Annotated in this window: 27 protein-coding genes; 11 read left to right on the plus strand and 16 right to left on the minus strand. The window is 60.8% G+C overall.

Going from position 1 to position 26,735, the window contains the following annotated elements; genetic code table 11:
- Positions 1-101: 101 nt before the first annotated feature.
- On the minus strand, positions 102-458 hold the full coding sequence (locus tag AC0L3I_RS18310; RefSeq protein ID WP_473527805.1) for a hypothetical protein: 357 nt from the start codon (positions 456-458) through the stop codon (positions 102-104).
- 246 nt (positions 459-704) lie between these two features.
- On the opposite strand from AC0L3I_RS18310, the gene AC0L3I_RS18315 reads away from it, so the two are divergent.
- From AC0L3I_RS18315 to AC0L3I_RS18325, 3 genes are all read left to right on the plus strand, one after another.
- Positions 705-2,720: an AAA family ATPase gene (locus AC0L3I_RS18315; protein ID WP_473527806.1), complete on the plus strand. Its 2,016-nt coding sequence runs from the start codon at positions 705-707 to the stop codon at positions 2,718-2,720.
- Positions 2,717-3,817 carry a 5-methylcytosine restriction system specificity protein McrC gene (locus AC0L3I_RS18320; protein WP_473527807.1) on the plus strand — a complete coding sequence of 367 codons (1,101 nt, stop codon included), beginning with the start codon at positions 2,717-2,719 and terminating at the stop codon, positions 3,815-3,817. Before AC0L3I_RS18315 ends, AC0L3I_RS18320 begins: the two co-directional genes overlap by 4 nt.
- Positions 3,818-4,594: 777 nt before the next feature.
- Positions 4,595-5,080, plus strand: coding sequence for an ion channel (locus AC0L3I_RS18325; protein ID WP_473527808.1), 486 nt, complete (start codon positions 4,595-4,597; stop codon positions 5,078-5,080).
- 120 nt (positions 5,081-5,200) lie between these two features.
- On the opposite strand, the gene AC0L3I_RS18330 is transcribed toward AC0L3I_RS18325, so the two are convergent.
- Positions 5,201-6,628, minus strand: a complete 1,428-nt coding sequence (locus AC0L3I_RS18330; RefSeq protein WP_473527809.1) for a DUF2252 domain-containing protein — start codon at positions 6,626-6,628, stop codon at positions 5,201-5,203.
- A gap of 373 nt (positions 6,629-7,001) precedes the next feature.
- Here AC0L3I_RS18330 and AC0L3I_RS18335 point away from each other — a divergent pair, with 373 nt between their 5' ends.
- The gene (locus AC0L3I_RS18335; RefSeq protein WP_473527810.1) at positions 7,002-7,763 is read left to right on the plus strand and encodes an MIP/aquaporin family protein; all 762 of its coding nucleotides are present in this window, start codon (positions 7,002-7,004) and stop codon (positions 7,761-7,763) included.
- Positions 7,764-8,138: 375 nt separating this feature from the next.
- Here the strand turns inward: AC0L3I_RS18335 and AC0L3I_RS18340 are convergent, their stop codons facing one another.
- Positions 8,139-8,411: a hypothetical protein gene (locus AC0L3I_RS18340; protein WP_473527811.1), complete on the minus strand. Its 273-nt coding sequence runs from the start codon at positions 8,409-8,411 to the stop codon at positions 8,139-8,141.
- Positions 8,412-8,445: 34 nt separating this feature from the next.
- On the minus strand, positions 8,446-9,210 hold the full coding sequence (locus tag AC0L3I_RS18345) for a recombinase family protein (RefSeq protein WP_473527812.1): 765 nt from the start codon (positions 9,208-9,210) through the stop codon (positions 8,446-8,448).
- A gap of 425 nt (positions 9,211-9,635) precedes the next feature.
- Between AC0L3I_RS18345 and AC0L3I_RS18350 the strand changes: the two genes are divergently transcribed.
- Positions 9,636-10,229, plus strand: a complete 594-nt coding sequence (locus AC0L3I_RS18350; RefSeq protein ID WP_473527813.1) for a hypothetical protein — start codon at positions 9,636-9,638, stop codon at positions 10,227-10,229.
- A 79-nt stretch (positions 10,230-10,308) separates the two neighbouring features.
- Here AC0L3I_RS18350 and AC0L3I_RS18355 read toward each other — a convergent pair whose 3' ends face one another.
- The 7 genes from AC0L3I_RS18355 to AC0L3I_RS18385 form a co-directional block, all read right to left on the minus strand.
- Positions 10,309-10,749, minus strand: coding sequence for a terminase small subunit (locus AC0L3I_RS18355; RefSeq protein WP_473527814.1), 441 nt, complete (start codon positions 10,747-10,749; stop codon positions 10,309-10,311).
- A 216-nt stretch (positions 10,750-10,965) separates the two neighbouring features.
- On the minus strand, positions 10,966-12,390 hold the full coding sequence (locus AC0L3I_RS18360; RefSeq protein ID WP_473527815.1) for a phage/plasmid primase, P4 family: 1,425 nt from the start codon (positions 12,388-12,390) through the stop codon (positions 10,966-10,968).
- Entirely contained in the window at positions 12,380-13,276 is an 897-nt protein-coding gene (locus AC0L3I_RS18365; protein WP_473527816.1) for a DUF7146 domain-containing protein, read from the minus strand. Before AC0L3I_RS18365 ends, AC0L3I_RS18360 begins: the two co-directional genes overlap by 11 nt.
- A 12-nt stretch (positions 13,277-13,288) precedes the next feature.
- On the minus strand, positions 13,289-14,746 hold the full coding sequence (locus AC0L3I_RS18370) for a PcfJ domain-containing protein (protein WP_473527817.1): 1,458 nt from the start codon (positions 14,744-14,746) through the stop codon (positions 13,289-13,291).
- Between the two features lie 221 nt (positions 14,747-14,967).
- Positions 14,968-15,162: a helix-turn-helix domain-containing protein gene (locus AC0L3I_RS18375; protein ID WP_473527818.1), complete on the minus strand. Its 195-nt coding sequence runs from the start codon at positions 15,160-15,162 to the stop codon at positions 14,968-14,970.
- A gap of 91 nt (positions 15,163-15,253) precedes the next feature.
- A complete protein-coding gene (locus AC0L3I_RS18380) occupies positions 15,254-15,877 on the minus strand; it encodes a hypothetical protein (protein WP_473527819.1) in 624 nt (207 codons plus the stop codon).
- Positions 15,877-17,235, minus strand: a complete 1,359-nt coding sequence (locus AC0L3I_RS18385; RefSeq protein ID WP_473527820.1) for a tyrosine-type recombinase/integrase — start codon at positions 17,233-17,235, stop codon at positions 15,877-15,879. Before AC0L3I_RS18385 ends, AC0L3I_RS18380 begins: the two co-directional genes overlap by 1 nt.
- A gap of 305 nt (positions 17,236-17,540) precedes the next feature.
- Between AC0L3I_RS18385 and AC0L3I_RS18390 the strand changes: the two genes are divergently transcribed.
- From AC0L3I_RS18390 to AC0L3I_RS18405, 4 genes are all read left to right on the plus strand, one after another.
- Positions 17,541-17,723 carry a DUF3606 domain-containing protein gene (locus tag AC0L3I_RS18390; protein WP_473527821.1) on the plus strand — a complete coding sequence of 61 codons (183 nt, stop codon included), beginning with the start codon at positions 17,541-17,543 and terminating at the stop codon, positions 17,721-17,723.
- 135 nt (positions 17,724-17,858) lie between these two features.
- Positions 17,859-18,155, plus strand: a complete 297-nt coding sequence (locus tag AC0L3I_RS18395) for a type II toxin-antitoxin system HigB family toxin (RefSeq protein ID WP_473527822.1) — start codon at positions 17,859-17,861, stop codon at positions 18,153-18,155.
- On the plus strand, positions 18,155-18,571 hold the full coding sequence (locus AC0L3I_RS18400; RefSeq protein WP_473527823.1) for a helix-turn-helix domain-containing protein: 417 nt from the start codon (positions 18,155-18,157) through the stop codon (positions 18,569-18,571). The genes AC0L3I_RS18395 and AC0L3I_RS18400 overlap by 1 nt, the downstream gene beginning before the upstream one ends.
- Positions 18,572-18,827: 256 nt before the next feature.
- Positions 18,828-19,157, plus strand: coding sequence for a GYD domain-containing protein (locus AC0L3I_RS18405; protein ID WP_165848547.1), 330 nt, complete (start codon positions 18,828-18,830; stop codon positions 19,155-19,157).
- 127 nt (positions 19,158-19,284) lie between these two features.
- Here AC0L3I_RS18405 and AC0L3I_RS18410 read toward each other — a convergent pair whose 3' ends face one another.
- The 4 genes from AC0L3I_RS18410 to AC0L3I_RS18425 all read right to left on the minus strand — a co-directional run bounded on the left by AC0L3I_RS18410 (position 19,285) and on the right by AC0L3I_RS18425 (position 24,114).
- On the minus strand, positions 19,285-21,375 hold the full coding sequence (locus tag AC0L3I_RS18410; protein ID WP_473488206.1) for an EAL domain-containing protein: 2,091 nt from the start codon (positions 21,373-21,375) through the stop codon (positions 19,285-19,287).
- 318 nt (positions 21,376-21,693) lie between these two features.
- Positions 21,694-22,899 (minus strand): NAD-dependent formate dehydrogenase, encoded by a 1,206-nt coding sequence (locus AC0L3I_RS18415; RefSeq protein WP_473488207.1) that lies wholly within the window; start codon positions 22,897-22,899, stop codon positions 21,694-21,696.
- A 225-nt stretch (positions 22,900-23,124) separates the two neighbouring features.
- Positions 23,125-23,652, minus strand: a complete 528-nt coding sequence (locus AC0L3I_RS18420) for a hypothetical protein (protein ID WP_473527824.1) — start codon at positions 23,650-23,652, stop codon at positions 23,125-23,127.
- 135 nt (positions 23,653-23,787) lie between these two features.
- Positions 23,788-24,114, minus strand: coding sequence for a DUF1330 domain-containing protein (locus AC0L3I_RS18425; RefSeq protein WP_473488209.1), 327 nt, complete (start codon positions 24,112-24,114; stop codon positions 23,788-23,790).
- Positions 24,115-24,292: 178 nt separating this feature from the next.
- Here AC0L3I_RS18425 and AC0L3I_RS18430 point away from each other — a divergent pair, with 178 nt between their 5' ends.
- Complete coding sequence (locus AC0L3I_RS18430) at positions 24,293-24,985, plus strand: winged helix-turn-helix transcriptional regulator (RefSeq protein ID WP_473527825.1); 693 nt, start codon at positions 24,293-24,295, stop codon at positions 24,983-24,985.
- Between the two features lie 75 nt (positions 24,986-25,060).
- Here AC0L3I_RS18430 and AC0L3I_RS18435 read toward each other — a convergent pair whose 3' ends face one another.
- The gene (locus AC0L3I_RS18435) at positions 25,061-25,660 is read right to left on the minus strand and encodes a YdeI/OmpD-associated family protein (protein ID WP_473488231.1); all 600 of its coding nucleotides are present in this window, start codon (positions 25,658-25,660) and stop codon (positions 25,061-25,063) included.
- A gap of 403 nt (positions 25,661-26,063) precedes the next feature.
- Here AC0L3I_RS18435 and AC0L3I_RS18440 point away from each other — a divergent pair, with 403 nt between their 5' ends.
- Positions 26,064-26,675: a hypothetical protein gene (locus AC0L3I_RS18440; RefSeq protein ID WP_473488211.1), complete on the plus strand. Its 612-nt coding sequence runs from the start codon at positions 26,064-26,066 to the stop codon at positions 26,673-26,675.
- The last annotated feature ends 60 nt before the right edge of the window (positions 26,676-26,735 follow it).

A 26,735-nucleotide genomic window follows, 5' to 3' on the forward strand; every position in this document is an offset into this window, starting at 1 on the left:
ACGGCCCTAGTGGAGGGACTTTTTCTGCATCATCACATTTCCGATTGCCGATGCGCCCTACGGCCATGCGCCGTCTGACTCCCGGCGGGTACCGCGATCCATCAACTCCCCATCATCGAGTGCAGGATGGCCTGCATGTGCTCTTCCAGGTCGAGTTCGCCCCGTGCCTCAACAGTCAACAAGTACTCGGCCTTGGCTCGGCGGTCGCCTCGGCCGGTCGCAGGATTGGAGCAGCTGGCCAGCAATGTTTCCTCTTCAATCCGGTCTGCCATCTCGCGATCGTGCCAGCTGCTGCCCGCTCGATGAACAACCCTATGAAGCGCCGCATAGGCGGTCTCATGGGTTGCGATCAGCGCCTGCAATTCGCGTGAGGTACCCTCACCTTCAGCAAGCGTCGGTTCAAGCACGGACGCAACGGCGGCGAACGCAAGAAGTGTACGGCGGGTGACTCCGGGCAATGCCTCATATCCTTGCCGATTGATGAGCGCAGGCACACCATAGCACCGGCGCAGCGGTTCGCAGAGATGCACTACAACGCGTCACATGTCTGCTGACAAAAACGGATCCGCTCTGCAGCTGCTCCTCGCGCCTGTGGCTGGCCGGTTGAGCCTCGTGAAAGCAATCGCCGGCTATTACAAGCTTATGCGTGTTTGACTGCGTAATATGGGATAGTCAAACTCTGGATAAGTGGAGTGTGGAGAGACATGAACGAGAGCGGCTTTCGAGAATGGCTTAGAACGAATTACAAGCCGAGCACGGTCAGTACGAAGCTATCCGAATGCCGGAATCTCGCGGCTGCCTACGGCGATTTGGATGAACACTACGATGCCGATCGACTGGACGGCGTCATGCGAGCTCTTGCTTACACTGCTCAGGATCGAGCAGCGGACCGGCCCAACCCCTCCAAATTGAGCATATCTTCGGATCTCTATCGCGACCTCAGCAACTATCGCACCGCCATCAACTACTACCGAAACTTTCGGGAGGGTGCCTCGCGACGGAGTGGCAGTCGACGTCTTGACATCGATGCCGTCAACAAAGCGATGGATGAATACGATGCGCTGGGTTTCGACGCGTTCATGGAGGCCTACAATTTTGGTTCGGCTATCAGCTACTGGGTTTTGCGAGACGGTAAGCGCTACCCATCAAAGGCCATTTTCGGTGTCGCCCATCAATTCATGCCCAATGGCGCGCCCCTTGACAACGAAGGGTGTAGTGGGACCGACGCACGTAAACATCTCGAGAGATTGGGATTCGAGATCCAAACTGACGACGGTCAGAGTACGTCGCCCGATCGCTCTCGCCGCTATTGGATCGAAAAGACCCTGGTCACTGGCCGGTTAGATCGTGAGCAGGGTGAGCACAGCCTCGGACGCGCCTTGTGGTCGCCCCAGCGCTCGAAGAGCGGCGGTGACATATATTCCAACATGCGTGCCGTGCAGCCCGGAGACGTCGTATTCCACCTTACCGACAATGAAGCCATAACTGGGGTCTCGATCGCATTGGACGCTGTCGACGACAGTTTTCAAGGTCTGGCTGGCACGGATTGGGAAGGTGCTGCGTACAGGGTTGCTTTGCGTGACTATGAGGCGCTTGTTCCCACGCTCGAGCGGTCAGCATTTCTTGCAACCGAACCTTTTGCGACCGAACTGTCGGAGCTCGCAAAAAGCGGAGCCAAGGGGCTCTTTTATAATGCGCACCGCGGGCTCAATCAGGGCGCTTACCTAACCGAAGCTACCCCAACACTTCTTTCGATCCTTAACCGTGCGTATCAGGCCTTCGCAGGGCAGTCTCTTCCTCATGTCGACGAGGACGTAGTCGTATCTTCGGCACCCGCTGCCACGGGGAATTCCTACACACTCGACGATGCGCTTGAAGAGCTCTTCTTAGATCGCGCCGAAGCCGAACAGATTATGCTGCTCTGGCAGGCGAAGCGGAACATTATCCTGCAAGGCCCGCCAGGCGTAGGTAAGTCCTTCGCGGCACAGCGTCTAGCCTTTGCTCTCATGGGCGCCACGGATCGCGATCGACTGGGGTTTGTTCAGTTCCATCAGTCATATTCGTACGAAGATTTTGTAGAGGGCTATCGCCCCACCGCAGACGGCTTTGAGCTTCGACCGGGTAAGTTTGTCGAGTTTTGTCGCCGAGCCGAAGCCGATCCCCAAAACAGTTATGTCTTCGTGATCGATGAGATCAACCGAGGTAACCTGAGCAAGATACTAGGCGAGCTTATGCTTCTCATCGAAGCTGATAAGCGGTCGCCTGATTGGGCAATGGCACTGGCTTCGGGCAAGGTGCCGTTTCACGTTCCAGGTAATGTTTATCTTCTCGGTTTGATGAACACTGCCGATCGATCTCTTGCGGTTGTAGACTACGCCCTGCGCCGTCGCTTCGCGTTTGTGGACCTTGTGCCGAAGTTAAGCTCGCCGAAGTTTCATTCGCAGCTGGATCAAGCTGGCGTGTCGCATGACGTCATCAACGCGCTGATCATGCGCGTTGGGGCACTCAACGACGAAATCGCATCAGACACCGCCAACCTCGGACGCGGATTTGAGATCGGGCACAGTTTCTTCTGCTCCAATCCCTGGAAGCTCGAAGATGGCTGGATTTGGTATGAGCGCGTTATCCGAACTGAGATCCTACACCTTCTGCGGGAATATTGGTTTGACGCCCCGGGCAAGGTTGCACATTGGGAAAGCGAGCTGCTTGCGCCGCTATGACATTGCCTGCTCCATCAATCCCAATCGAGAACATCTACTATCTGTTCTGCTACGCCTGGGATCGATTCGAAGAGGCGAAAGCAATCTCGGTTGAAGGCATCTCCAGTCCCGATTTGCCGAACTTGCTAGCAAAGGTTTTGTTGGTAGGCACTCGCAATCTTCTGAGGCGCGGCCTCGATCGCGGTTACGAGCCGCATGAGGAAGACATTGCTACCCTACGTGGTCAGATAGATCTTGGCGGAACGGTGCGGCTGTGGTCGCGTCGGGCGCGACGGCTCCATTGTCTATTTGATGAGCTCAGCCACGACGTTCTACACAACCAGATTCTTAAGGCTTCCCTTCGCCGGCTTGCCAAAGCACCGACTTTAGATCGCAATCTGGCGCGCGACTTACAGCAGGTTTCTCGTCACTTTGTAGATGTGACCGACATAAGGCTCGATCGCGGAGTTTTCTCGCGTGTGCAGCTCCATCGCAACATTTCGGGTTACGGCCTCATTTTGCGTGTAGCCGAGCTCGCTTTCGACTCGTTGCTGCCCGCTCCAGGTCGCTCAGGATACCAATTCCACGACGTCCTGCGCGATGAGCGAAAAATGGCCGCGGTGTTCGAAGCCTTCGTCCGCAACTTCTACCGCAACGAGCAGCGGAAGTATTCCGTTGAGCCTCTGCATATAAGATGGGATGCGGAGCTGATATCCGACGACGGCGCCGGCCAGCTCCCAAACATGCGTGTAGACGTGTTTCTTCGCTCGCCTCAGAGGCAATTGATCATCGATACCAAGTACTATTCCGACGCTCTTCAGACTTACCGAGGAGCTTCGACCTTCCACTCAAGCCACCTCTACCAACTATTCGCGTATCTTCGTAATGCGCAAGCTGCTGGCGAACATACTAGGTGTGATGGACTGCTGCTCTACCCCGAGGCTAGGAGCCGGCCTGACGCGGTATACCGGGTACATGGCCACGTTGTAAAAATCGCGACCGTGAACCTGGCCCAACCGTGGCAATTCATCGCCCGCCAGCTGCACGCACTTGTCCGGGAACCATCAATCGGCGGCTATGAGGGCGCGGAACCTGAACGAGGGGCCGGGCGCGCCTGATAGGGGCCTCACAAGCCACCCCCACCCCCGCCATCGACGAACCCCGGCGGGGCGGGTGCCGGCGACCGGCCGTCCCGGCGGCGATCTCGCACGCCGGCGTTCTAGGGTCAAACTCTACCAGCTGGTCGCCGCCAACGGCCGAAATGGATGGGAAGTTGCCATTCGGCTCAACAGCCAGAACGAGCACGTTGCGCCATCTGCGGACCTTCAGGGGCGCTCCATCAAAGTGACGCTTTCAGACGTGAAGCGGTCGTTGACTTGGCGGCTGGCGCTGCCTCGCAAATCCTTTGTGAATGACGACGAACGCCAAGGCCACCCACAGTCCGCTGGGATTCTGGTTTGAACAGCCCATTGCCTTTGTGGTTTGAGTCGCCCATCGAGCGCCAGCGGGTCCGAGACAAATGGGAGCCGTGCGCTATGCCTCATCTCTGCAGTGTTGATTTTTCATCGTTGACTTATCGTTGCACAACTCTGGGTCACTTTTACAGACTGAGCAGTCAACCACTACGTTACCAACGTGAGATCGCATTCGCCAGCTTTGAAAGAAAATTGAGCAAGGCTCTACGAACGGAAAGTCGCTAGACCTGACCTGATTTCCGGTTCAGCGTCCACGCAAGTAGTCGAGAGCTTGGTTCGCACCGGGAAGCGGCAGTCTAGATATTCACCGAGGGACAACGGAAGACTAATACCAATTAACATCAAGCAAATTCGTTTGAACATGAAGCTTAGGTTCTTTGCTTAAGCAACTCAGCTCTGACCGGATGTTAGGATAGCACGATGGACGCACTTTTTACATCGAAGCCCCTGTTGGAAATCATTCTCGGAACCTTGGGCATGATACTAGTAATCTTCGTGCACGGGATTGGAATCAGAATCATCAACCAGCGCTTCATCGGATCGTGGATACGAATAAGTGAGATCACGCCGCGGTGGAGAATCAACATAGTGCTAGCCTTCACAATAGGTTCTCTCGGCGCTCTCCACTTCTTGGAAACACTTTTCTGGGCAGTCCCTGTGTCTGCATCTGGGTTGATTCCGTCAATGCGTGACAGCTACTTTTTCGTGCTGGAAAGCTACACGACCCTGGGCGAAGGCAATGTCAGTCTGCCCGATCAATGGCGTCTGATCGGACCCATAATAGCCATGTCGGGGCTCTTTACGTTCGGTTGGACGGGCAGCGTCTTGGTCAACATAATGACGGAATTTGGCAAGGCCGACAGGAAGCGCGCTGAAGCGCGAAGCAACCGCCGATCCGGTGAATGACGACCTGCGTGACAGTCTCCAAGGTTCTCGCGCCCGGACCCCGTAGCCCGGACCCCGCAGAGTGTGGGGTCTCCAAGCGTAGAACGGCTAGTCCCAGCATCGCGCTGATGTACCCGCCCATCAGACACCCGTATCGGCCTTCACCCGGCCCGAGGCGACGGCGGCCTGGAGCGCCGCGAAGTCCAGCTCGTTCTGGTCGGCGTACGTCTCGGCGAACGAGGCCATCGCCCGGTCGAAGGCATCCGACTTGCCGAGGTACGCGCTGATCGCGATCCGGTCGCCCGAGCGTGCGTGGGCACGCGCGAGCGCCCAGCCACAGGCCTTCCCGTACGCGGCCAGGGCGGGCGGGCTCATCGCCTCGATCACCAGTGACATCTTCCAGTCCTTCAATTGGCGCACGTAGAAGTCTCGTTCCTGCCCGTCGAGCGGGGACTTGATGTGCTGCCAGCCGAGGAAGATATCGGTGGCGGCTTGCATCAGCTGCTGCCCTGCGACGACCCGCTCGCCGTGGGTTGCGTATTCGCTTTTGCCCACGAACCGCTCGAGTACCGACGGTTGCGCCTCCTTAACCTGTAGGAAGAGCGGATCTCGGTCGTCGGCGCCCAGGAAGAGGGCGATACGGTCGCGGGTGCCGACGCTCCCGACCCCGACCACCTTGCGAGCTTGGTCTACGTAGCGAAACTGCTCGAGCAGGACGCGCCGGTCGCTGGCCAGCGAGCGCCGGTAGGCACCGAACAGGTCTCGGATCTCATTCTCTATCTGGTCGCGGCTCTCGCCCGGGGGTATCAGCTCGACGGTCGGCACGATGAGCGGCGGGTCATTGATGATGCGGGGTTCGCCATCGACGAGGTGGGTCAGCTTCTCGTAGGAGTGCATGCTGTCGCGCGTGCGTGCCTTGGCGACGTCGGCCTCTGCCCGCTTAAGCTGTTTCACGTCGACCCCGGCCGAAAATTCGCGCAGCACCTGCTCCATCGGGAGGCTCGCGTACCAGACCTGAAGGTTGCGCATCGCGGCAAAGCCGTGCATCGCCTCCCGGTACGAGCGGATCGTGGCCAAGACGGCATGTGCTCGTTCCTTGTGCGAGAAGCTGTTGTCGCGGCCCGCGATCGCGAAGCTCGCCGCCAGGCGCTTCACGTCCCACTCCCACGGCCCCGGCGTTGTCTCGTCGAAGTCATTGACGTCAAAGACGAGGGTCCGCTCCGGCGAGCCGAACGCGCCGAAGTTCGAGAGGTGCGCATCGCCGCACAGCTGGGTGCGGATGCCTGAGTTGGGCGTCCGCGATAGATCCGTCGCCATGATCAGCGCGCCGCCACGATAGAAGGCGAACGCTGACGCGAGCATCCGACCGTACCGGGTTGGCACCAACTCGGGCAAGCGCGTGACAGCCTGCTCCTCGAGCAAGGCAACCGGATCCCGATCCTTTGAGATCTCGATCTCTGCATGGAGCGCCCGCGGTACCTCGACCCGCGCTGCCTTGCCGCGCGCCGCACGCTCGGCCGCGGTGAGGTGCGGGACGACCTTGGGCCGGCCTGCCTCGGCTCTGCTCATCGGCCCCCCTTTCTTTGTGGCGATGCCGTGCTCGAACTATCGCCCTTTGCCGTGCCGCCGTCAAAGGCTCCATCCGATCGCGCGCGCCCGCACGCCCAGCCGCCGGACGGGTGGCGTGCGTTGACGGAGCGTGAGGTGGCGAAGCGTCGGTCAGTCACCTTGCGACACGTGGAGGGCGAAGATCCATGGTGACAAGCCTCCCGCTCTCCGTTTCACGGTTGACCGCGTGCGGCTCCTTGCGTAGCGTTGTGCTATGCATACCTTAGGCCCGATCGTTCATCGAATTGCTGACGCTCACGTCCCCGACTGACGAGTAGAAGTCACTGTGATGAGTGCTCCTGACCAACATCTTATCCAAAGGTACGAGCAGTCGTTGGTCGACACGTTCGCGAACTTCGCCGATCCGAAGCAGGAGTGGCGCAGGCTATTCTCCGAGGTGCTGGGGACGTTTTTCCTCGTCCTCGTCGCCGCTGGCGGCGGGATGATGGGGCAGGCGTTTCCCAACACCATCGACCGTAGCTCGGCAGTGGTCGCGCCCGGGCTGATGGTGATGGCGATCATCCTGTTTATGGGCAAAGTCTCCGGCGCTCACTTGAATCCCGCCGTCAGCGTTGCCTTCTCGCTCCGCGGCGACTTCCCGTGGCGCCGTGTGCCCGGGTACATCATCGCGCAGCTGATCGGCGCCACCCTCGCGGCGCTGTTCCTGCACGCTGTGATCAACGTCTCGGCGACCTACGGGTCGAACCATCCGGCGGCAGGCTACTCGGCGGGCAGCGCGTTCCTGATGGAGGCGGTGCTGACGTTCGGGCTCGTCAGCGTCATTCTCGGCACGGCATCCGGAGCGCAGAACATCGGCGTTTTCGGGGCGATCGGGGTCGGGGCCTACATCGCGCTCGCGGGCCTCTGGGGAAGTCCGATCTCCGGTGCGTCGATGAACCCCGCGCGCACGTTCGGGCCGAATCTTGTCGGCATCGATTTCACGAGCTACTGGGTCTACGTGGCGGGTCCACTGGCCGGCGCGATGCTCGCGGTGGGAGCGGCATGGGTGCTGCGAGGGCCGGGTGGGGGCCGCGCAGGGTCAGGCGCCGCCCAGGGCAACCTCTACACCGAGATCGAGCACCCCGACAAGGCCTGAAGCGGTATCGGGTCCGTCACTATTTTCCGCAATTGTGGGGGCTTTCCGGTACTTTGGAAGCTCACTTTTGCCTTTCGCGAATGCGAAGGTTCGACCCTCTCCTGACCTTCCCATCTACCCAAGGGAATGTCAGGGTTGGGTCAGATCGCGTCATGCAACGCTCGCAACTGAATGACCGCAAAAGGGTCGAACTCGGTCGTTCAGAGTGATTTGGGGATGAGAGCGGCCGGCCATGAGAAGTTCCCGAAATGTGAACGAGGGTGTCGGTAGCGCGCGCCTGATAGGGGCCCCACAAGCCACCCCCCACCCCCGCCACCGACAAACCCGGCGGGGCGGGGCCCGGGGCGCCTACGATGGCAGATTGCCTGTGCGTTCTCATCGGCGCAGGTCGATAATTTTGAAATCCGCTTCCAAGCCGTCTCCTTCCGCCGAGATAGCGAATGGGCTCACCATTATCTTGGATCGATCATATAGGTCGACAAACAGCCGCTTTGCTGCCTCGAGGTCGGGAGCGGAAAGCTCCTCGTCGTTAACCTCAACCGCCCAGTCGCCATAGGGCGTGCACCAAGTTTGGCCAACCTGGATGCCGCCAAGCGTGGTGTCGACGAAATAGTGGCCGCAATCGTTTGTCCAAAGCTGCAGAGCCATTTCCGCCCCCAAAAATCAAGAAATTGTCGCATGGCTACCAGCGCGAACCAAGCGGTGTCCGAGAGCCGGGCTCAGCAACTTCGGCAGCCTCATCTTGTGGTGCCGTCCCGACTGGCTGGCTCGCAGTGGATTTCAAGTCGCGATTGATAATGTCCGTCACCTGAACCGCAGTCCACGTCCCTCCGCGCGCCGAAGCGATGCCGCGCGCATTGAGCGCCACCGCGATCTGCCTCAGGGATTTGACCCCGCTCGCTTGGATGTCGCGGATGATCGGAAGGATGTTGGCTGCGAAGGCGTCGGCCTGTGCCATCCGAACCTCCACCGATTTTTGCTGCGCTTCGGCAAGCCTCGGGCCGCCGAGTTGGACACCACGCTCTTTGGCAGCGGCAAGTGCGGCACGGGTGCGTTCGGAGATCATAGCTCTTTCACGCTCGGCGACAGCCGCGAAAAGATGCAGCACGAAGGGATCGACGTTGGGACCAAGCTCGGCGACGATGAACGGCACGCGTCTTGCCATCAAGCCAGCGATGAAGGCGACATCACGGGAAAGTCGGTCAAGCTTGGCGACGACAATTGAACAACATGCCTTTTTCGCCGCAGCAAGGGCCTTGGCAAGCTGCGGACGACGCGACAGGGCGTCGGCACCCTTACCGGTTTCAACTTCGAGGAACTCGGCCGTGATGTTGAACCCCTCGGCTTCGGCAAAACGGGCGATGGCCTGACGCTGCGCCTCAAGGCCTAGGCCGCTTCTGCTCTGGCCGTTGGTCGACACGCGAAGATAGGAAATGACGGGTTTCATGAGCGATCCTGAATTGTGTAAGGATTATATACGCTCGTTTATAATATTTACAACGTTATTGCCTACGGTTGACGGCAGGTAAGATCGAGGCCTCCGGCTCTCAGGCCGTGGAATGTTAATCCGAGGAGACCGCTGGCGGCGGAAATCGTGCCTCGCACCTGATTGCATTTGACGATCCGTGTATTCTCGGATGACAAAGAGCGAAAGCCAGAAGTTGGGGAAGCGGTGTTCAAAAAGATAATTGCAGCAATATTGCTCACATTGGCTTTTCTCGGTTACGCCTATTCGCTGGATATCCCTGCGAACGCGCACCTAGACTATACTGGGCGGTCGTGGGAGTGCGACAGAGGGTTCCGCCAGAGCGGCAACGGCTGCGTTCTCGTGACCATTCCTGCCAATGCCGCTCTTGACTACACCGGCCATTCTTGGACCTGCAATCGCGGCTACCACAGCAGGGACGATCCTGCGCAGCCGTTCAGGTCCCAGCCAATGCATCCATTGACTACACCGGCCATTCTTGGTCCTGCAATCGCGGCTATCAGCAGCAGGGACAGTCCTGCGGGGCCATAAGGCTGCCTCAAAATGCGGAACTTGATTACACCGGGCACTCTTGGAAATGCACGCGAAGTTTCCGCAGCAATGGCAGCGGATGCGAGCCATTCTCGATCCCTGAGAATGCGCAACTCGATTACACCGGCAATAACTTCTCGTGCGTCCAGAATTTCAAGCGTGTCGGCGAAAAGTGTGTGACCATGACACGGGCAGAAATTCAGTACCAGAACTACCTAATTATGCTCGCGGCACAGTGCGGTGGCAGCAAATCTGTGGACGTCGAGGGGACATGCGGCAGCGACAGCGTCAACGGTGAAATCGACGTTTGTCAGGGGTCGAAAGAGGCGTCCGGGGAGTTGGAGTTCGACAATGGCCTGACCACTCAATTCGAGGGCACATGGACGTCGGCCGACGAATTCGAGGGAACTGATGCCTTCGGGAATAGCTGCGACCTTGAGGTCGATTGAGTAACAGGACGGGGCTAAACGTCGAGACCTATACGAGGCCTTGGGGCCGGGCACGTCGACGGGCACCTTGGCGGGCCCGCTAGTTGACGCGCTTCGGCGCGAACCTTTTGACCCAGTCGTCCATAGATATCGACTTGTCAGAAGTCGTTGTCCGAGACGGCTTTCTGAGGGTGCCCTCAATCTCACTGCGGTCAACGATCAAGCCCAAAAGTTTCGCCTTGCCCATGATCGCGCTCACGCCAGCCGACGGCTGGCCCAGCTTCGTGGCCAACTGCAACATGTCGTCGAGTTCGAGGACGAGGCTATCGACCGTAACCTCCGAGCGCTTTGCAGCCTTGGCTTGCAACTCGGCCACGCGGGCTACCACCTGAACTTTCCTGATCAGGCGTGCCGCTGCAACTTCAGCCGCATTGCCGCGCGCTGTATAGCCAGCCTCGACATACGCGCGAGACTGGGCGAGGCCCTCGGCGAGGCCGAGGCAAAACCGCTCCTGCCGTATGTTCAATTTGGAGTTTGGCATGGCGGCGTCAAGATACTGCAGTCACCGGGCTAACGCCACCGGGATCGGGGTCTGTCGTGATATTGGCTGCATCGATTGACCCGCGCCACCCACATTGGCCTCATTCGTAACGCCGTGTGTCGCTGCGCTCGTCAGTTCATGACGCATATGACCAGAAATCTGGTTAGCCCCCTACGCGCGCGCGTGGGTCGATAATACGCAGATACATCATAAGCGTCATGTTTTGACCGTAGCGTACGACATGGATGCTTGTGCCTCGTTGGAACGATCTATTCTAAGTCCTTGAAAACCACGGCCATAAGTCTTTCGGAACCGTTCAAAGCCGCGCGCTTCGAGATTCTGTGCAAACTGCCGAGCCGACCCGGAAAATTCGCCAGATCGGTCGGCCCATGCTTTCCATGAGGTGAACAAGTCGGTCGAATTGGTCCATGCGTTGGGGTCTCGAATGCAGCATTCGTCGATCCAAGCGCTGATCGCATCCTCGGCGTCCAGATAGGCAGCGGTCGCGTCGGTCACCGCCTTGGGCGGTTGCAGGCCGATGCGTTGCCATTCGAGGCATCCGTCGATCAACCATTGCAGGATGCCCGGCCATTCGGCCTTGAGTTTGTCCCGGAGGTTGGGGTCGCGTTCCTTTGCCGGGATCGTCACCGTAAACGGGATCAAGTGGAACCGCCGACGAATCGCTTCGTCGACGGATCGCAATCCTGGCTTGTGGTTGCCAGCGATCACGAGCTTGAACTGAGGCAAAAACTCGAAGAAGTCCTGCCTCATGAAGCGCGCGGCGATTTTGTCGCCGCCGGTCAGAGCTTTGATCCTGCTTTCGGCCCAGCGCCTTCCTTCCTCGGTCTCTACGGCAGTCACGAGGCGGGCGCCACGGAGGCCAGCGAGTTCCGTCGGATGCCGTTCAGTATTTGACGCGGTGAACGTCTCGATGGGCGCGGCGCGGTGATACTCGGCGAGGATGCCGGACATTGTATCGATCGTCACGCTCTTGCCGTTGGCTCCCGTTCCGAACAGGAAGAACAGCGCATGGGCGGACGTATCGCCCGTCAAGGAATAGCCGAACATGCGCTGCATGAAGGCCACCAACTCGGGGGCGCCTGCCGTCACGCGATCGAGGAAGGCGAACCAGGCCGGGCAGTCGCCCGAAGGCGCTACGGCGGTTACCCTAGTCTGATAATCGGCCGGATCGTGCGGACGTATGCGCCCGGTCCTGAGGTTGATTACGCCGCCTGGCGTGTTGAGCAACCAAGGGTCGGCGTCCCACTGGTGGACGGTCGCGGCAAGCCTGCGATCGGCGCGGGCAAGCCGTTCGACGGCCGCTTCGGTCTGAGCGCTTGCAATGCGGTTCGCTTGCTTTTTTCCGTTGCATTCGGCGGCCGCGTCCCGACAAATCGTGCGGGCTAAGTGAAAAGCAAATAGGGTGTCATCCGACTGCCAGTGCATACCAGTCCAGCGCATCCACCTGCCCCACGCAGCGACGTAGCGCAGATCGCCGGCGTGGCGCTCGGCAAAGCGCAGGGCGAGATCTTCATCTGAAAAGACGGGCGCGCGAGCATCAGTTCCTACCTCATGTGACTTCGCCGATCCCGGCTGCTGCGGTTCCCAGATTTCCACGTGTTCTTCACGTTCAATCGGCATAATCGCAGCCTTGCTCAGCAAGCATGCGGATACAGACGCGCTTGCCTGACCTTGCCCAGTGTTCGGCGCAACGGCGCGCGGCCTTGATGCCTGTTCCGCTTGAGTCGTTATCGGCGAAGATCCGCAGATTTCGAACACGCGCGATGACGGGAAATGCAGCGATCGCACCGGCGCTACCCAACGCCCAGATCGGCCGATAACAGTCGTCGGGGTTGTTCGCGCCCTCGTTCCACAGCGCCAGCGCAGTTTCCACACCTTCGCAAATATTGAGCGTTTCGTGGACCTGCCACCATGGCGAAAGCATCACCGCTTTGTCGGCAGTCGGGCCAAGCATGAACTTGTTTCCCTTCCCGCGGCCCTTGATGCGGTGCATGGCGTCGGGCGGGGAGTCGCGGAAGGGATCGCCGGCAACGTCTGCCAGAATCGGCGTGAAGGCGCAGATCAGCGCTGGACCAAACACCGGCTTGCCTTCTGTTCGCGGATCAGGATGAAACCGCAGCGTGCGCAGCAAAATTTCGGGATCGGCGGGCAAGCGCAGCCCGCGTCCGGCAAGATATGCTTCCGCCCAGGTTCCGCGCGGATTTAGGCTCTCGCGAAAGATACGGCGGGCCTCGGCTTCGCGATCGGGCTTAGCTGAGAAATTGGATGCAAGAGTCCGGTTTGCCTGCATTTGCAGTTCCCAGTCGGGGAGCCCGAGCAACCGACGGACATGACCCCGGCAGGCCTCCCAAGCGTCGCCGGCGAAGCTGTGAACCACGAAGCTGTCGCCATCGAAGACGACGGAAAGGCTTCTGTCATTCGCGGAATGGCCAGGGCCAGGCGCAAGAATCTTGTTCGGGCCTGTGACGCTACCGCCGAGGGCTTTTGCCGCGAAATGGATGTTCATCAGCACGCCCCTTCAAAACGGAATTTCCGGGTCGAGATCGCGAACGATGGTGCTGCAAGTTTCGGGTTTGGGCGGCTCAGGCAGGTTAGCCGGATGCTTGCGCAGCCATGTGCGCAAAGCGGCCGTGACTGCCTTGTCAGCATGCGCGTTGCAGGGACCGCGAACCTGTCCGAGTTTTGCGCGGTCGCCGTCGCGTACCAGTTCAGCCGTGGCTACCCGCTTGCCGTCTTTTTGAACCGAGTAGATGAACGCCTTGCCGGACATCACGGCACCGGTGTATGTGCCAGCGCAGTGGTGCATTGCTGCGCCCTCGCGGTAGAGATCGGCACTGTTCGTGATTGGCACGATCTCAAAGCCGGCCACAGAGGTGGCAGGACACCAAGGCGCAGGGAATTCACATGCGTGGCCGTCAAATTTGGCGGTAGCGACGGCTTCGTGCCATCCTTCCGACAATGCAATGATGGTTTGCAGCGACTGCGCGGGGTCGAAGCGGCGTATCACGAATTTGCAATGCTGAGGCTTGTGGGAAGACGGCAAATGCAACGCTGCGCGCACATGATCCGGCAACGTCAGCGCTTCACTTTGATAGCTGGACTGCACGAAGTCTCCGAGATCGGAAACCAGCGATTGTACTTCGATCATACGCCCCCCCATCCGCACGGCGTTGCGGGCCGTCCACTCGACAAATGGCCCGCCAATACGACAAGCGATCTGGAGCGCTAGAAGCCATCGCCGCGCAGCCGCCGTCGTGGGAGGCATGTGCTGGAGAAGATCGGGCCGATCAGCGAAGAGCGAAGCCAGATTCAGAGCGTCGACAGCTGCGCCCGGTGCGATGTGTCGCATCTGAATCGGCAAATTGCAGAGTGCCGCGATGTCGCGCAGACGCCGGCCTTCGACGATCATGTTTACGATCTCGCGATAGAGGTCCCCCGGCATTCCGCTCGCCAAACGCACCGCCAAAACTGGGAACGTCTCGGCCAATTGTGCAAAACGGGGCTCCTGGGACGCGGCACAATAGATCGGCCAGCGAACCGAAAACGGAAAACGACGGGCCAATTTCAGCGCGCCCTTGTCGGCTGCTTCTTCGACCACCCGGCCGATATGCCAGTTCGCCAGACGCTGAGCGCCGCGAACTAGGCCCCAATAGTGCGCTTGGCTACCCTCTTTGAGGCGACCATCAATATGCAGGTCGGCCCGGGCGATCATTAGTTTGCAAAGATCGCGCGCTATGTCGTGTTCGGAACAGCGCCGCCAAACACCACTATTGCAGGGCAGCGTGTGCAGCGCCCGCGACCGGCCGTAGGTCTGATCTTCGCTGATCCTGTCGGGCCGCAGGACATACTGAAATGCCGGGTGCTGCACGCCAAAATAGTCGTCGGATTGCCAGCGGGGGTTTGGCCATTTAAGGCCATAGACGCCCTTGGCATCGACGAGGAGTTCGATCTGGCCCTGGGATGCGATCGTACTCATGCCGCCGCCCTCCCAATTTCCGCGAAGAGGCGAACGGGACGAGGGGCGACGCTGGTCGACGATATGCAGCGTTCGGCCACGATAGCGACGGCCGTAGCTATATCTTGAATTGTGAAGGGGCTCGGTGTTTCTCCCGGATTGATAAACGCGCCGACGTGATCAACTATCCGAGCCCCTCCGATCTCGTACCGGCGCGTTTTCTTGCTTGAGGTCATGGCGGATCACGCGACCTCTTTGACAGGCAAACTGTCGAGGAAGGCCTGAAGGTCAGCGGCCAAGATCACCGTGCGGCGGCCGGCCTTGCGCGCCTTGAGTCGCTTCCGCCTGATGTACTCATAGAGCTTGGTGCGCCCGATGCCGGACACGGCCACCGCCGTGTCTATGGTATAGGCATGACCTTGAAGCTGCGTGTTCACTCTTTCGCTCCGTGAATGCGTTGACGTTCACGGGAGGAAGGTCTCAGAAGCGGGGGGAAGTTGAAAAAATGGGGCAAACTGAAAATTTCGTTCAGTTTTGCCCCATTATCCGGCGCGACCGCTGCCGGCGTGCGTTTTTGAGCGCGCTCGCGATCGATGCTGCGGTGTAGTTTTTGACGCCGAGTTCGGTCAGCGCCTGCGTTGCGAAGCGGATATACGGACCGTAAGGCTCGCCACCTCCCGGAGGTACGGAATGGAGGGGGCGGCGCTGGAAGTGCCGCTCATATATCTCCGCAAGCGCAACCCCCGCGAGCCATTCCAACGCGCTACGCTCGTTGAGGTGAAGTTCCCTTACCCATTGTGCCGCCGCGCCTCGCGCCCATTTTGGCTCTGGCACGGACCTTAGGGCGGCCTCAGCCTGCCCAATGAAACCTTCAAGCCTTTTAGTCAGCGACGGTCCTTCCAACAGGGCTTCGATCACCGGCGACAAATCCCCGCATTCGAGCTTGGCAAGCGCCTGCTGGAACCGTTTCGCTGCGTTCAGGGCCGTCTTAACCCGGCGATCACGTTTTGCCTTTGCGCGCAAACCTTTGCTTGTCCGATACCATGTCCCTGCCCAAACGAGATCCCTGCGCAATTTCTCACGGTCCAGGTTGTCTGGCGTGTGCCTGGAACCAACAGCAGCCAGAATACGGGCGACAGCGTCATCATCCATTAGGCCGGCCTGCGCAGGCGCGTAATCCTCCCGCCGTCCTCCTGCGGCACTAGCGGCACCACTGCTGCCGCCGCGAGATCCTCGAGGCCGTCGACAATCCATCGGCCATAGTGCCTTTCGATCATCTGGACGGACGTGTCGTGCAGCGCCGCGACAAGCCTGATTGGAAGGTTCGCCCGGATACCGCGCACGATCGAACTATGCCGCAGGCTGTACATGATCACGCCCGGCATTCCGGTCTTCTCCCTGATAGCTTTCCATGCCTGGGCCGCATCTGACGAGGTCTGCCACGGCCCACGCCCGGCCCGCTCCCATTTGATGCCGCCAGCAGGCTGGCGATATTGCCAGCGCTCCAGAAGCGGCGCATCGGCTGCCCTGCCCGTCACGATCGGGCGCAGGGCGTCAATGACTGCCTGCTCGACGGGCACAGCGATGTTTCCGCTCTTGCGCTTGCCCTTGCGGCTGGACGGTACCATCAGCCGCGATTCCTTCATCTGGCAGTCTCTCACGCGCATGCGGGCAATCTGACTGAACCGGGCACCGGTGGCGTTCAGCACGAGTACCAGCCGGTAGAGATCGCCATCCCAGTCGAGATCGCCGTCGACCTGCCGAGCTGCAACCAGCAACCGTACCACCTGCCCATCGCTCAGGATCTGGTTCTCGCGGGCCACATCGGCGCCGTCGTCAACATCAACATCACTCTTGAGCCCGGCGTTGACGACCAGCGCCGGCGGCAGGTGCCTTCGCTGTTTGTGCAGGGCGGCCTTCAAATCGTTGACGAGGCGTTGCTTGGTCGTCTCGGCGAGGGACACCGGCAGCCCAGCCCGCCACGCGGACAGGTGTTTGTCGGTCAGGGCCGCCATCGCTACCCCCGCTAGCGGTGAGGCGGGAACCGCTTCCTGCTTGCCACGCTTGCCCTGCCCAAGGACGTATCGCGACAGGCGCCGGCTGGCGTCAGAGCGCACCGCACGGCCCTTTCTGCGGCTATCCCGAGCATCGCGCTCGGCAACGTAGCTTTCGACGGCGCCCCGAACGGTTAGAACCGGCCCGGCGGCGGCTGCCTTTGCCTCCTGACGGGCCTGTGCGACGATCTGGCGGGCAAGGGTCTCTGCCTGGGGAAAGGTCAGCAGGCCATCTGTCGGCTTGTCGTTGACGTCGTTCGCGGGGCCTACAGACGATTGCAGGTAATTTGCGCCTTCGCCCCAATTGCGCCAGCGGGCAAACCAGACACCGCCGCGCTTGCCCTTCCGGTACCAAACAGCCGCATCTGCATCGAGGCGCCGTGGATATTCACCAGCCGCCATTTTCGAGCGCGCGCTCGCCGTCGTGATCGGGGCTTCCTTGAGGGTCTTGGCCATCGTGTTTCCGCCGTGTTGTTTTGATAACACGTCGAATATACGTCGAATATACGTCCGTGTACAGTGGTGAACGCTAAGGGACTAAAGCCTTGCAAACTAAGGACTTTGGCGCATCTGCCTGAACGGTTGGGCCCTACAAAGCCAGCCCTTTGAAGGCGTGAATCGTGGTTCGAGTCCATGAGCGGGAACCAGCATCGCCGGCGCCGGGCAACCGATCGGACCGGGCGTGCCGTCCTTTTCCGAACTGGCAAGGTGGTCGGGCCGACCGAGGAGCCCTATAACCACCTGACGTGACGGAGGACGACATGGCCGACGACAAATCCAAGAGCAAGCAGGACCGCAAACCGGCCTCGGGCGAGGAGCCTTACGACGTTGCGGCTTTTGCGAAAAAATACGGCATACCGCCAAGCGAGGCCGCGACCATCATCAAGCGGTACGGGCCTTCGAGAAGGAAGCTCGATGCGCATATGGCGAGCCGCAACGCCTGATCCGCATCCAGCGGCGTCGACCCGGATCATCACCGCGGCCGGATCATAACTGCGGCCGGTGCTTGACCATGCCCTCGGTTCCCGTTCTGGGAACTCGCCCCTTGTTCCCGTTTTGGGAACTTGCTATATCAAGACGTGCAGATCGTCAGCAAAAAGACCCTTGTCGCCTTCTGGACCAGACACCCCCAGGCGAAGGGGCCGCTAACGGCCTGGTATCTGGCGGTCGACAAGGTCGAATGGAAGACCTCCGCTGACATCAAGAAACAGTTTGGGGCGAACGTGGACTTCGTCAGTGATATCAGTGCGATTTTCGACATCGCCGGCAACAAATACCGGGTCATCGTTCGTGTCAGCTACACGTACAAGCGGGTGCTGATCAAATTCGTCGGCACTCATGCCGAATACGATAAGATAGATGCGGAAACCGTGTAATGAAAAACATTCGCCCCCTCAAAACCGAAGCTGACTATGACTGGGCCATCGCTGAGATCACCCGATATTTCGACAACGAGCCCGAGATCGGTTCCCCCGACGGCGACCGTTTCGATGTGCTCGCCGATCTCATCGAAGCCTATGAGACCAGGCATTATCCGATCGAGGCGCCGGACCCTGTCACGGCCATTCGCGCTCATATGGAAATGGCCGGCCTGAAGCAAGTGGCCCTTGCCGAAGTCATCGGCTCGGCTTCACGAGCCTCGGAAATCTTGAACAGAAAGCGCTTGCTGACGATGGAAATGGTGCACCAGATCCACAAGAATTGGCACATTCCGGCGGAAGTGCTTATCCAGCCTTACCACCTTTCAGGTGATCAGAAGACCGAACGGCGCCGGCCGGTGCGCAGCATTTGAAGCGATGGCAAGACATTTCGTCCATTGCCAATTGGCGAAGACCTGCTTGCAATGCCTAAAGTCCTGACAGCTTGGAAAAACCCTGCCCTCAAGATCGGCCTGATCGACCTCGGAGCGCGGATTCATAGGTGTTGCGCTTAAATTAGCTTGAGCGCATATTTTGTCAGCCGGTGAACTACCCAACCGGTCAGGCTCGGCGCCAGTCCCCCCTCGATCCCTCGACGCCGAGCCGCTGGGGTCGGCCTGGAGGCGAACCATGCCCATGTATCTCTCACGATTCAGCTATACGCCCGAGACCTGGGCGCGCCTGATCGAAAACCCCGAGGATAGACGCGAGGCAGCCCGCACCTACATCGAGTCGGTCGGCGGAAAGCTGCACGGGTTCTGGTACGCCTTCGGAGAGCACGACGGTTGGAATCTGTGGGAGGCGCCAGACAACGTTTCGATGGCATCTGTCGCGCTTGCCATTGGTGCGGGAGGCGCGCTCAGCTCGTACGAGACCACCGTTCTCCTAAGCGTCGAAGAAACGATGCAAGCCCTCGGCAAGGCGAAGTCGGTCCGGTATCGCCCGCCGGGAAAGCCCTGACCAACTCGCGCGGTGTGAGCGCCGGAACTGTTTCCAGACTTTCTCGCGGCCGTTAATCATGTCGCCCAAAAGCATGCCCTCAGGCTTGATCCGAGGGTCCTGCAGCCTCGCATCCGGCCAGCGAATGCTACGCTCGCCGTCCAGCTGGCAAAGCCGCTCGCGCGCTCGCCCGCGTAACGATCGCTTGCAGCGGCTCCGGCTGGTGCAGCAGAAATCCCTGGCCGAAGGCAACGCCCATATCCCTGAGGATGTCGAGCGCATCCTGCTCTTCGATCTTCTCCGCCACCACGGAGCAGTCGAGGCTTCTGGCTATGCCCGATATGGCTGAGACGATCTCGCGGTCGAAACGGCTCTCCGCAATATGCTCGATGAAGGAACCGTCGATCTTGATCGTGTCGACGGGAAAGCGGCGGAGATATTCGAACGAGCTCATGCCCGCCCCGAAATCATCGAGGCTGACGCGGCAGCGCCGCTCGCGCGCCTTGCGGACGAACTCTTCGGCAGCAGTGAAATTGGTGACCGCGGCGGTTTCCGTGATCTCGAAGCCGATGCCGGAATGCGGCACCCCGGTCTCATCGATGACGGCGTCGACGAAATCCCAAAGCTGCGGATCGCTCAGCGTCTGTGCCGACAGGTTGAAGCCGAGCGTGAGCGCCCCTGACTTCAGCGCCGGACCATGCAGCGAGAGCGCCGTCCTGATGATCCAGCGATCGAGCCGCGAGGCAATGCCGAACCGCTCCGCCGCCGGGATGAACTCGCCCGGCGGGATCAGCCGCCCGTTGCGCCCGGCGAGCCGCGCCAGGACCTCGACATGGCGGTTCTCTTGCCAGGGTTGTCCGAGGCGATGGATTTCCTGGCCGAACAGTTTCAGCCTTCCGTCTTCCATGGCATCGACGGTGTCGGCCGCCAGCCGCGCCGCATTGAGGCCCCCGGATGTTGTCTCAGGGGAGAACACCGCGAAGCGATTGCGCCCGGCGGCCTTGGCCGCATAGCAGGCGTCGTCGGCGCAGGCGAGCGCGTCGGCCACTGCGGTATTCTCATCGGCGACAAAGGCGATGCCGATGCTGGCCGCGAGCTTGCGCGACGCCGCCGTCGAGCCGAGGTCGGCATCGCGAACCGCCGCGAGAACGGCGCCGGCGAGACGCTCGGCTTGCGCTGCGCCGCAGTCAGGCACCAGCAGCGCGAACTCGTCGCCGCCGAGGCGCGCGGCATGCACCGACGGCGGCAGACAGCCCAGAATGCGCTCGGCGACGCGCTTAAGTGCAAGGTCGCCGGCGGCGTGACCGGCGAAGTCGTTCAAGGCCTTGAAGTAGTCGAGGTCGACGTAGAACACCGCGAGCGGGCGCGCTGTTGCGATATGCTGGGCCAGCAGCCGGTCGAATGCGGCGCGGTTCAAAAGGCCGGTCAGGGCGTCATGGCGGGCCGCATGGGCAAGTTCCTGGTCGCGTTGCTTGGCCTCGGTGATGTCGCGCACCGTGCCCAGGATCTGGCCCGACGACTGGGCGTCGGCGATGAAGCGTATCAGCGATTCGACATGTCTGATGTCGCCGTCCCGCTTGATGATGCGGTATTGCACGGCGACGACCTTTTGGGTTTGCAGCGGCGCCAGGTGGGCCTGCTCGGCGTCGGCCCTGTCGTCCGGATGCAGATAGCTGTGCCAGAGGTCTTGCGACACCTCGTCGGTTTCGGCGACAAGCCCGAAGATTTCCCGCGTGCGCTCGTCCCAGTAGCTTTTGCGTGCGGCAAGATCGTGATGCCAGATGCCGGTGCCGCTGGCGGCCAATGCCAGGCGAAACCGGACATTGACCTGTTCGAGCTCTGCTTCCGCTTGCTTCTGCTTGCTGATGTCGGTCTGGACGCCCATCAGCCGGACCGGCCGGCCTTCGACATCGCGTTCGACCACCCCGCCGCGATCGAGAACCCATACCCAGTGACCGGATTTGTGTTTCAGCCTGAGCTCGGTCTCGATCGAATCGGTCAGGCCGGTAATGTGGCGTTCGCCGCTGGCCACCGCCCGCTCGCGATCGTCGGGATGCGTCAGCTGCAGCCAGAGATCGCTCGCCTCGACGAGCTCACCCTCACCATAGCCGAGCATTTGCGACCACATCGCCGAGTAAAAACAGTCGCCGCTCCTGAGATCCCAATCCCAGACGCCAAGATGCGCGCGTTCGAGCGCCAGCTCCCAAAACTCTCCGTTGCGATTCTTCTTGTCAGCCATGCCCTGGACTTCGCCTGCCCCGTCGCGGCCATTGTGCGGCAAAAGCAAAGAAGAAACCGTTACTGCGTAGCGGCTGGGGTGGACGGCCAATCTCCCCACTTGGCAGGGCAATCGCATATGGCTTCTTGCGAAGAGGACCCCACCCTAACCCCTCCCCACAAGGGGGAGGAGACTTCCGTTGGCGCTGACCTCGGCAAATTGCCTGCCTTCCGGCGCGCCAAAAGGAAAGTAAAGGCGCGCGGCAGCGTTCCCTCCCCCTTGTGGGGAGGGTTAGGGTGGGGGGTACGCGCCGGGCAAATGCCTCAAACTTCTGTCGGATCACGCCTTGGCCTTGAAGCGCGCCGCCTCTTCCGAACCGCTTGTGGCGTCGCCCGCACTATAGGAATGCGCGCCGGCACCGGCCAGCTTGCCGCCGTCGACGATCAGGTAGTCCTCGCGGATCGGCCGGCCTTCGAACCAGCACTCCAGGATTTCGCGCGTGCCGGCGGCATAGCGTGCCTGGGCCGAGAGCGACGATCCCGAGATATGCGGTGTCATGCCGTGATGTGGCATCGATCGCCACGGATGGTCCTTGGGAGCCGGCTGCGGGAACCAGACATCGCCGGCATAGCCTGCGAGCTGGCCGCTCTCCAGCGCCCGGGCGACGGCGTCGCGATTGCAGATCTTGCCGCGCGCCGTGTTCACCAGATAGGCGCCGCGTTTCATCCTGGCGATCATCGCCTCGTCGAACAGGTTTTCCGTCTCCGGATGCAGCGGGGCATTGATTGTCACCACGTCGCAGATGCCGACCATGGACGCGGCGTCTGGGTGGAAGGTGACGCCGAGGTCCTTCTCGACTGCCTCGGGCAGGCGGTGGCGGTCGGTGTAGTGCAGTGTGACGTCGAACGGCCGCAGCCGGCGCAGCACCGCGCTGCCGATACGGCCGGCGCCGACGGTTCCGATCTGCATGCCTTCGACATCATAGGAGCGCGCGACACAGTCGGCGATATTCCAGCCGCCCTTGATGACCCACTGGTAGGAGGGGATGTAGTTTCGCACCAGCGCCAGGATCATCATCACCACATGCTCGGACACGCTGATCGAGTTGCAGTAGGTCACCTCGGCGACGGTGATGCCGCGGTCCATCGCGGCCTGCAGATCGACATGATCGGACCCGATGCCGGCGGTGATCGCAAGCTTCAGTTGGTTTGCCTTGGCGATCCGTTCCTTGGTCAGATAGGCCGGCCAGAACGGCTGCGAGATGACGATTTCGGCGTCACCGAGCTCGCGTTCGAAAACGCTGTCGGGACCGTCCTTGTCCGAGGTCACGACCAGGCTGTGCCCGGCGCTTTCCAGATATGGCCGCAGGCCGAGTTCGCCCGACACGCTGCCGAGCAGAACGCCCGGTTCGAAGTCGATGGCCTTCGGCGTGGGAAGCGTCTGGCCGCCGGGATAGCGGTCGAGCTTTGGCAGCCCATCCCGTGCGTAATTTGACGGGTAACCGTCAACCGGATCGTCATAGAGGACGCAAACGACCTTTGCCATTTTTGGTTCTCCCTTCGTCTGACAACGAGGAAGACGCTCGATTGTTAAGGCTGCCCGCCAAAACCGAACGGGCGGCCACTCTGGTTTGTCGGAGGCCAGCAACTCCTGGCGCTTCCTCGGAAAGTTGCGCTATTGCGAACTAAATGGAGGAGCCGGACGTGGCTTCAAGGCCAGCGGGAGGAGACCGAACGGCCAGGCGGCAGTAGCGCCGCCCGGCCTGACCGCCTACTGGCTTGGGGCGACCGTCGGGTCGCACGACACGTTCGGGTTCATGTCGGCGAAAGTGCCGGTCGGGTTGCCCTTCCAGGCCCAGACATGCAGTTCGTAGAAAGCACCCAGGCCGTAGCGATTGGGCGCGCCGTTGAAGTTGAACAGATGCCCGTCCAGCGAGGCCGGGCCTTTCGAGGTGATATACTCGACCGCCACCAGCTTCAGCGTTCCATCGGCCATCGGTTCGTACATGACGGCTTCAGGGCGGGCGAGATCGATCTTGTCGTTCTTCAAGTATTCGGCGTTGACATAGTGGATGCCCATGGCGCCGCCGGTGATGCCGCTGGCGCAGGGAATGGGCGAATAGCCCTCGGCGACGGCGACCGAAACATCGAGAAAACGGCTGTCGGCGGCACGCACCTTGTCGGCCAGCGGATTGGCGCCAGGCAACGTACCGGCCTCCTGATGAGCCTGCGCGAATGCGGTGCAGACCGACAGGACGGCGCCGGCCATGAGAAGCTTATTGCAAAGATAGTTTGTCATATTCATTCCGTTCTTGTGATCAAAGCACAGAGCCTGGCCTGAATTTGGCCGGAAAAACCTGCGACTTCTTCTTGCTGGTTGGTTCGGAATTCGACGCATCGAATGCCGGCAAAGCTCGTCGTCCCGCAAAGCTCGTCATCCCTTCGGCAGATAGGAAATCGTGCCAGCCAGATCGGTGTCGTCGATCAACTGGAAACGGCTGTCACTGCCGCGCTGACGGGCCGACACGAAGGACGCGTAGGCAGGATCGTTGGTGAAGGCGCGAGCCGCCGCCTCGGATGGAAACGCCATTAAGGCAATCAGGGTCGTGTCGAGCGGCTTGCCTTCGAGCGTCTTCACATTGCCGCTGCGCGACAGGTATCTGCCGCCATGATTGTGAACGAGGTCGTGGACTGAAGCGGCGTAGGCCGGCATCCACTGCGGGTCCTTCACCTTGATGTCTGCAATGATGTAAGCGGTCATGGGTCATGTCTCCTGGTTAGGCGCACAGGGCTATCCCGTGCACCGGCCAAAGGGCTCGCATGACAAGGCCCGCGCCAGCCAGTCCGCGAACTGAACTGGGCTGATACAGTTTCTGTACTCGCCGCGCTGTCAGGGAAGGCCTATGGTCCGGGCCTAGTTGGAGGGAGAGACCGCAATCATGGCCCAGTCCGGATACAAACAGTTCTGCCCGCTGTCGATGGCCGCCGAGGTGCTGTGCACCCGCTGGACCATGGTGCTGCTTCGCGAACTGGTGGCGGGATCGACCCGCTTCAACGACTTGCGCCGCGGCGTCCCCAAAATGTCGCCGACCCTTCTGTCGCAACGGCTCAAGGAACTCGAGCTGGCGGGGATCGTCGAGCGCAAGGAGGTGCGCAGCGAGAAGGGCATCTTCGAATACCAGATGACGGAGGCGGGCAGAGATTTGCGTTCCGTCGTCGATGCGATGGGTTTCTGGGGGCAGAAATGGGTCGAGTCCCGGCTATCCCTGAAAAACCTCGATCCTTCGCTGCTGATGTGGGATATGCGGCGCAATCTGAACCCCTCCCCGCTGCCAGACGGGCGAACAGTGATACAATTTCTGTATCAGGAGCTACCGGCGTCCAAGCGCTCGTGGTGGCTGATCATCGAAAAGCACGGCGAGGTCGATCTGTGCTGGTACGATCCGGGGTTCGATGTCGACCTGTACGTCTCGACCGACCTGCACACGATGACCGAAATCTGGATGGGGCTGATCACGGTCGAGCGGGCCGGAGCGAAGCTCGCCTTGACAGGCAACCAGGACATCGCAAGGAAGATGCAGGCCTGGCTGGGGCTCAGCCCGTTTGCGATCGAACCGAAGCGAGCGGCCTGACGGCGGCGATTGCTCCCCGGTGACCGTGCGCTATCAGGCGGTCCATCGGGCAGGCGGCGCCTAATCGCCAATAAGCTAGTTCTTCCCTTGCGGGTAGATCGTCTCGCCGCGCTTCAGCATCTCGACGAACGCTGCGATCTTCTTCTTGCGGCCGGCTTCGGTCTTCATGTTATGGATGCGGAAGGCGAGCGCGAAACGGTTTTGCGCGCTGAGCGTTGCCAGCATCGCCTTGGCCTTGGGCTCGCCGTCTATTGCCGCCTGGAGATCGTCGGGGATTTTCATGTCCTTGCCGCTTCCATAGGCGCGCGCCCAGCGGCCGTCGGCCTTCGCCGCCTCGACTTGTTTGAGCCCATGCTCGGTCATCCGGCCCTCCTCGATCAGCCGGGCGACGTTGTCGACGTTGATCTGGCTCCATGTGCTCTTCCTGCCGCGCGGCGTGTAGCGCTGCAAATAGCTCTTGTCGTCGAGCCCCTTGCGCACGGCATCGATCCAGCCCCAGCACAGCACGACGTCGATAGCCTCCTTGGGCGTGATCGAAGGCAGCCCCGAACCGACCTTGTGGATCTTGATCCAGACTTCTGTCTCGGTGTCGTGGTGCTGGCCGAGCCAGGTGTAGAAGCTTTCGGCATCCCCGAATTCGCGCACCTTGGCAGGATCGACCTTAACCGGCGCCATCAGCGGGCCTGCCTTTTTGCGGTCGTCATCGGTTTCCTCCTTGTCGCGCTCAGCTCCGATCGAATGGAGCAACAGTGGCCTTGTTGCAAGGCTGGCGGGACAGCGAAGCTGCCAATCTCCCCCTTGTGGGGGAGATGTCCGGCAGGACAGAGGGGGGCGCGAAGGATCGCCATCGTCTCGTTACCTCATGACCAACCGAGAATTGACATGAGGTGCAGTTGCAAAGGGTTGAAGGCCGGCGGGACAGCGCCCCCCTCTGCCCTGCCGGGCATCTCCCCCACGAGGGGGGAGATTGGCAGCGTCGCTGTCCCGCGGCGCCCATGGCGGACCTTCGCATCGTGATGTAATAACCCGGCGACGGTCCCGCTCTAGACACGGCGGGCGTCAACTGGGGGATATTGCCATGCGAGCAATGATGTTCGGCCTGATGCTGCTGGCGCCAACCATGGCCCTGGCGGAACCGATCGAAACCCAGAAGGTCATCACCGCGCTGACCGGCGACTGGAATGGCGACGGCGCCGTCGATCTGGTGATGATCGTCGAGACCAAGCCCAGCGACCCGATGGACATGTACTTCTTCCTCAGGGACCGCGAGGCCAATTTTCTCAAACCTGCCGGCATCGTGCGTGAGCAGATCTACGGGGAGTGGAACGGTTACGACAGGCCGGGCTACGAGGCTTCCGACACCGAGCCGGAGCTGACCGCACTGCCCAACGGCTCGATCAAACTGTATCTGCCGGCAATGCCGGTCGGCAGCAAGCGGACCAACCAGACGCTGACGCTCACTTACCGCGACGGCGCCTTCATCGTCGCCGGCTTTGCCTATGACTATCACGACTACCTTGAGGACAATGTCGCAAGTGACTGCGACTACAATGTTTTGACCGGCAAGGGCAAAAGCAGCAAGATGCGGCCGGACGGCACCACCGAGCACGCGACGGTGTCTGTCGAAGGGAAAATCATCCCCTTCGCGGAGTGGAACCCCGGAACCGGCTTCAGCGCCTGCGGCGAGTGAGGCAGCGTCCCGTCGTGCATCGGATTTTCCGATGGCACTATCGATTTCTTCCGTTTCCAC

This window comes from Mesorhizobium sp. WSM4840 (assembly GCF_055811755.1).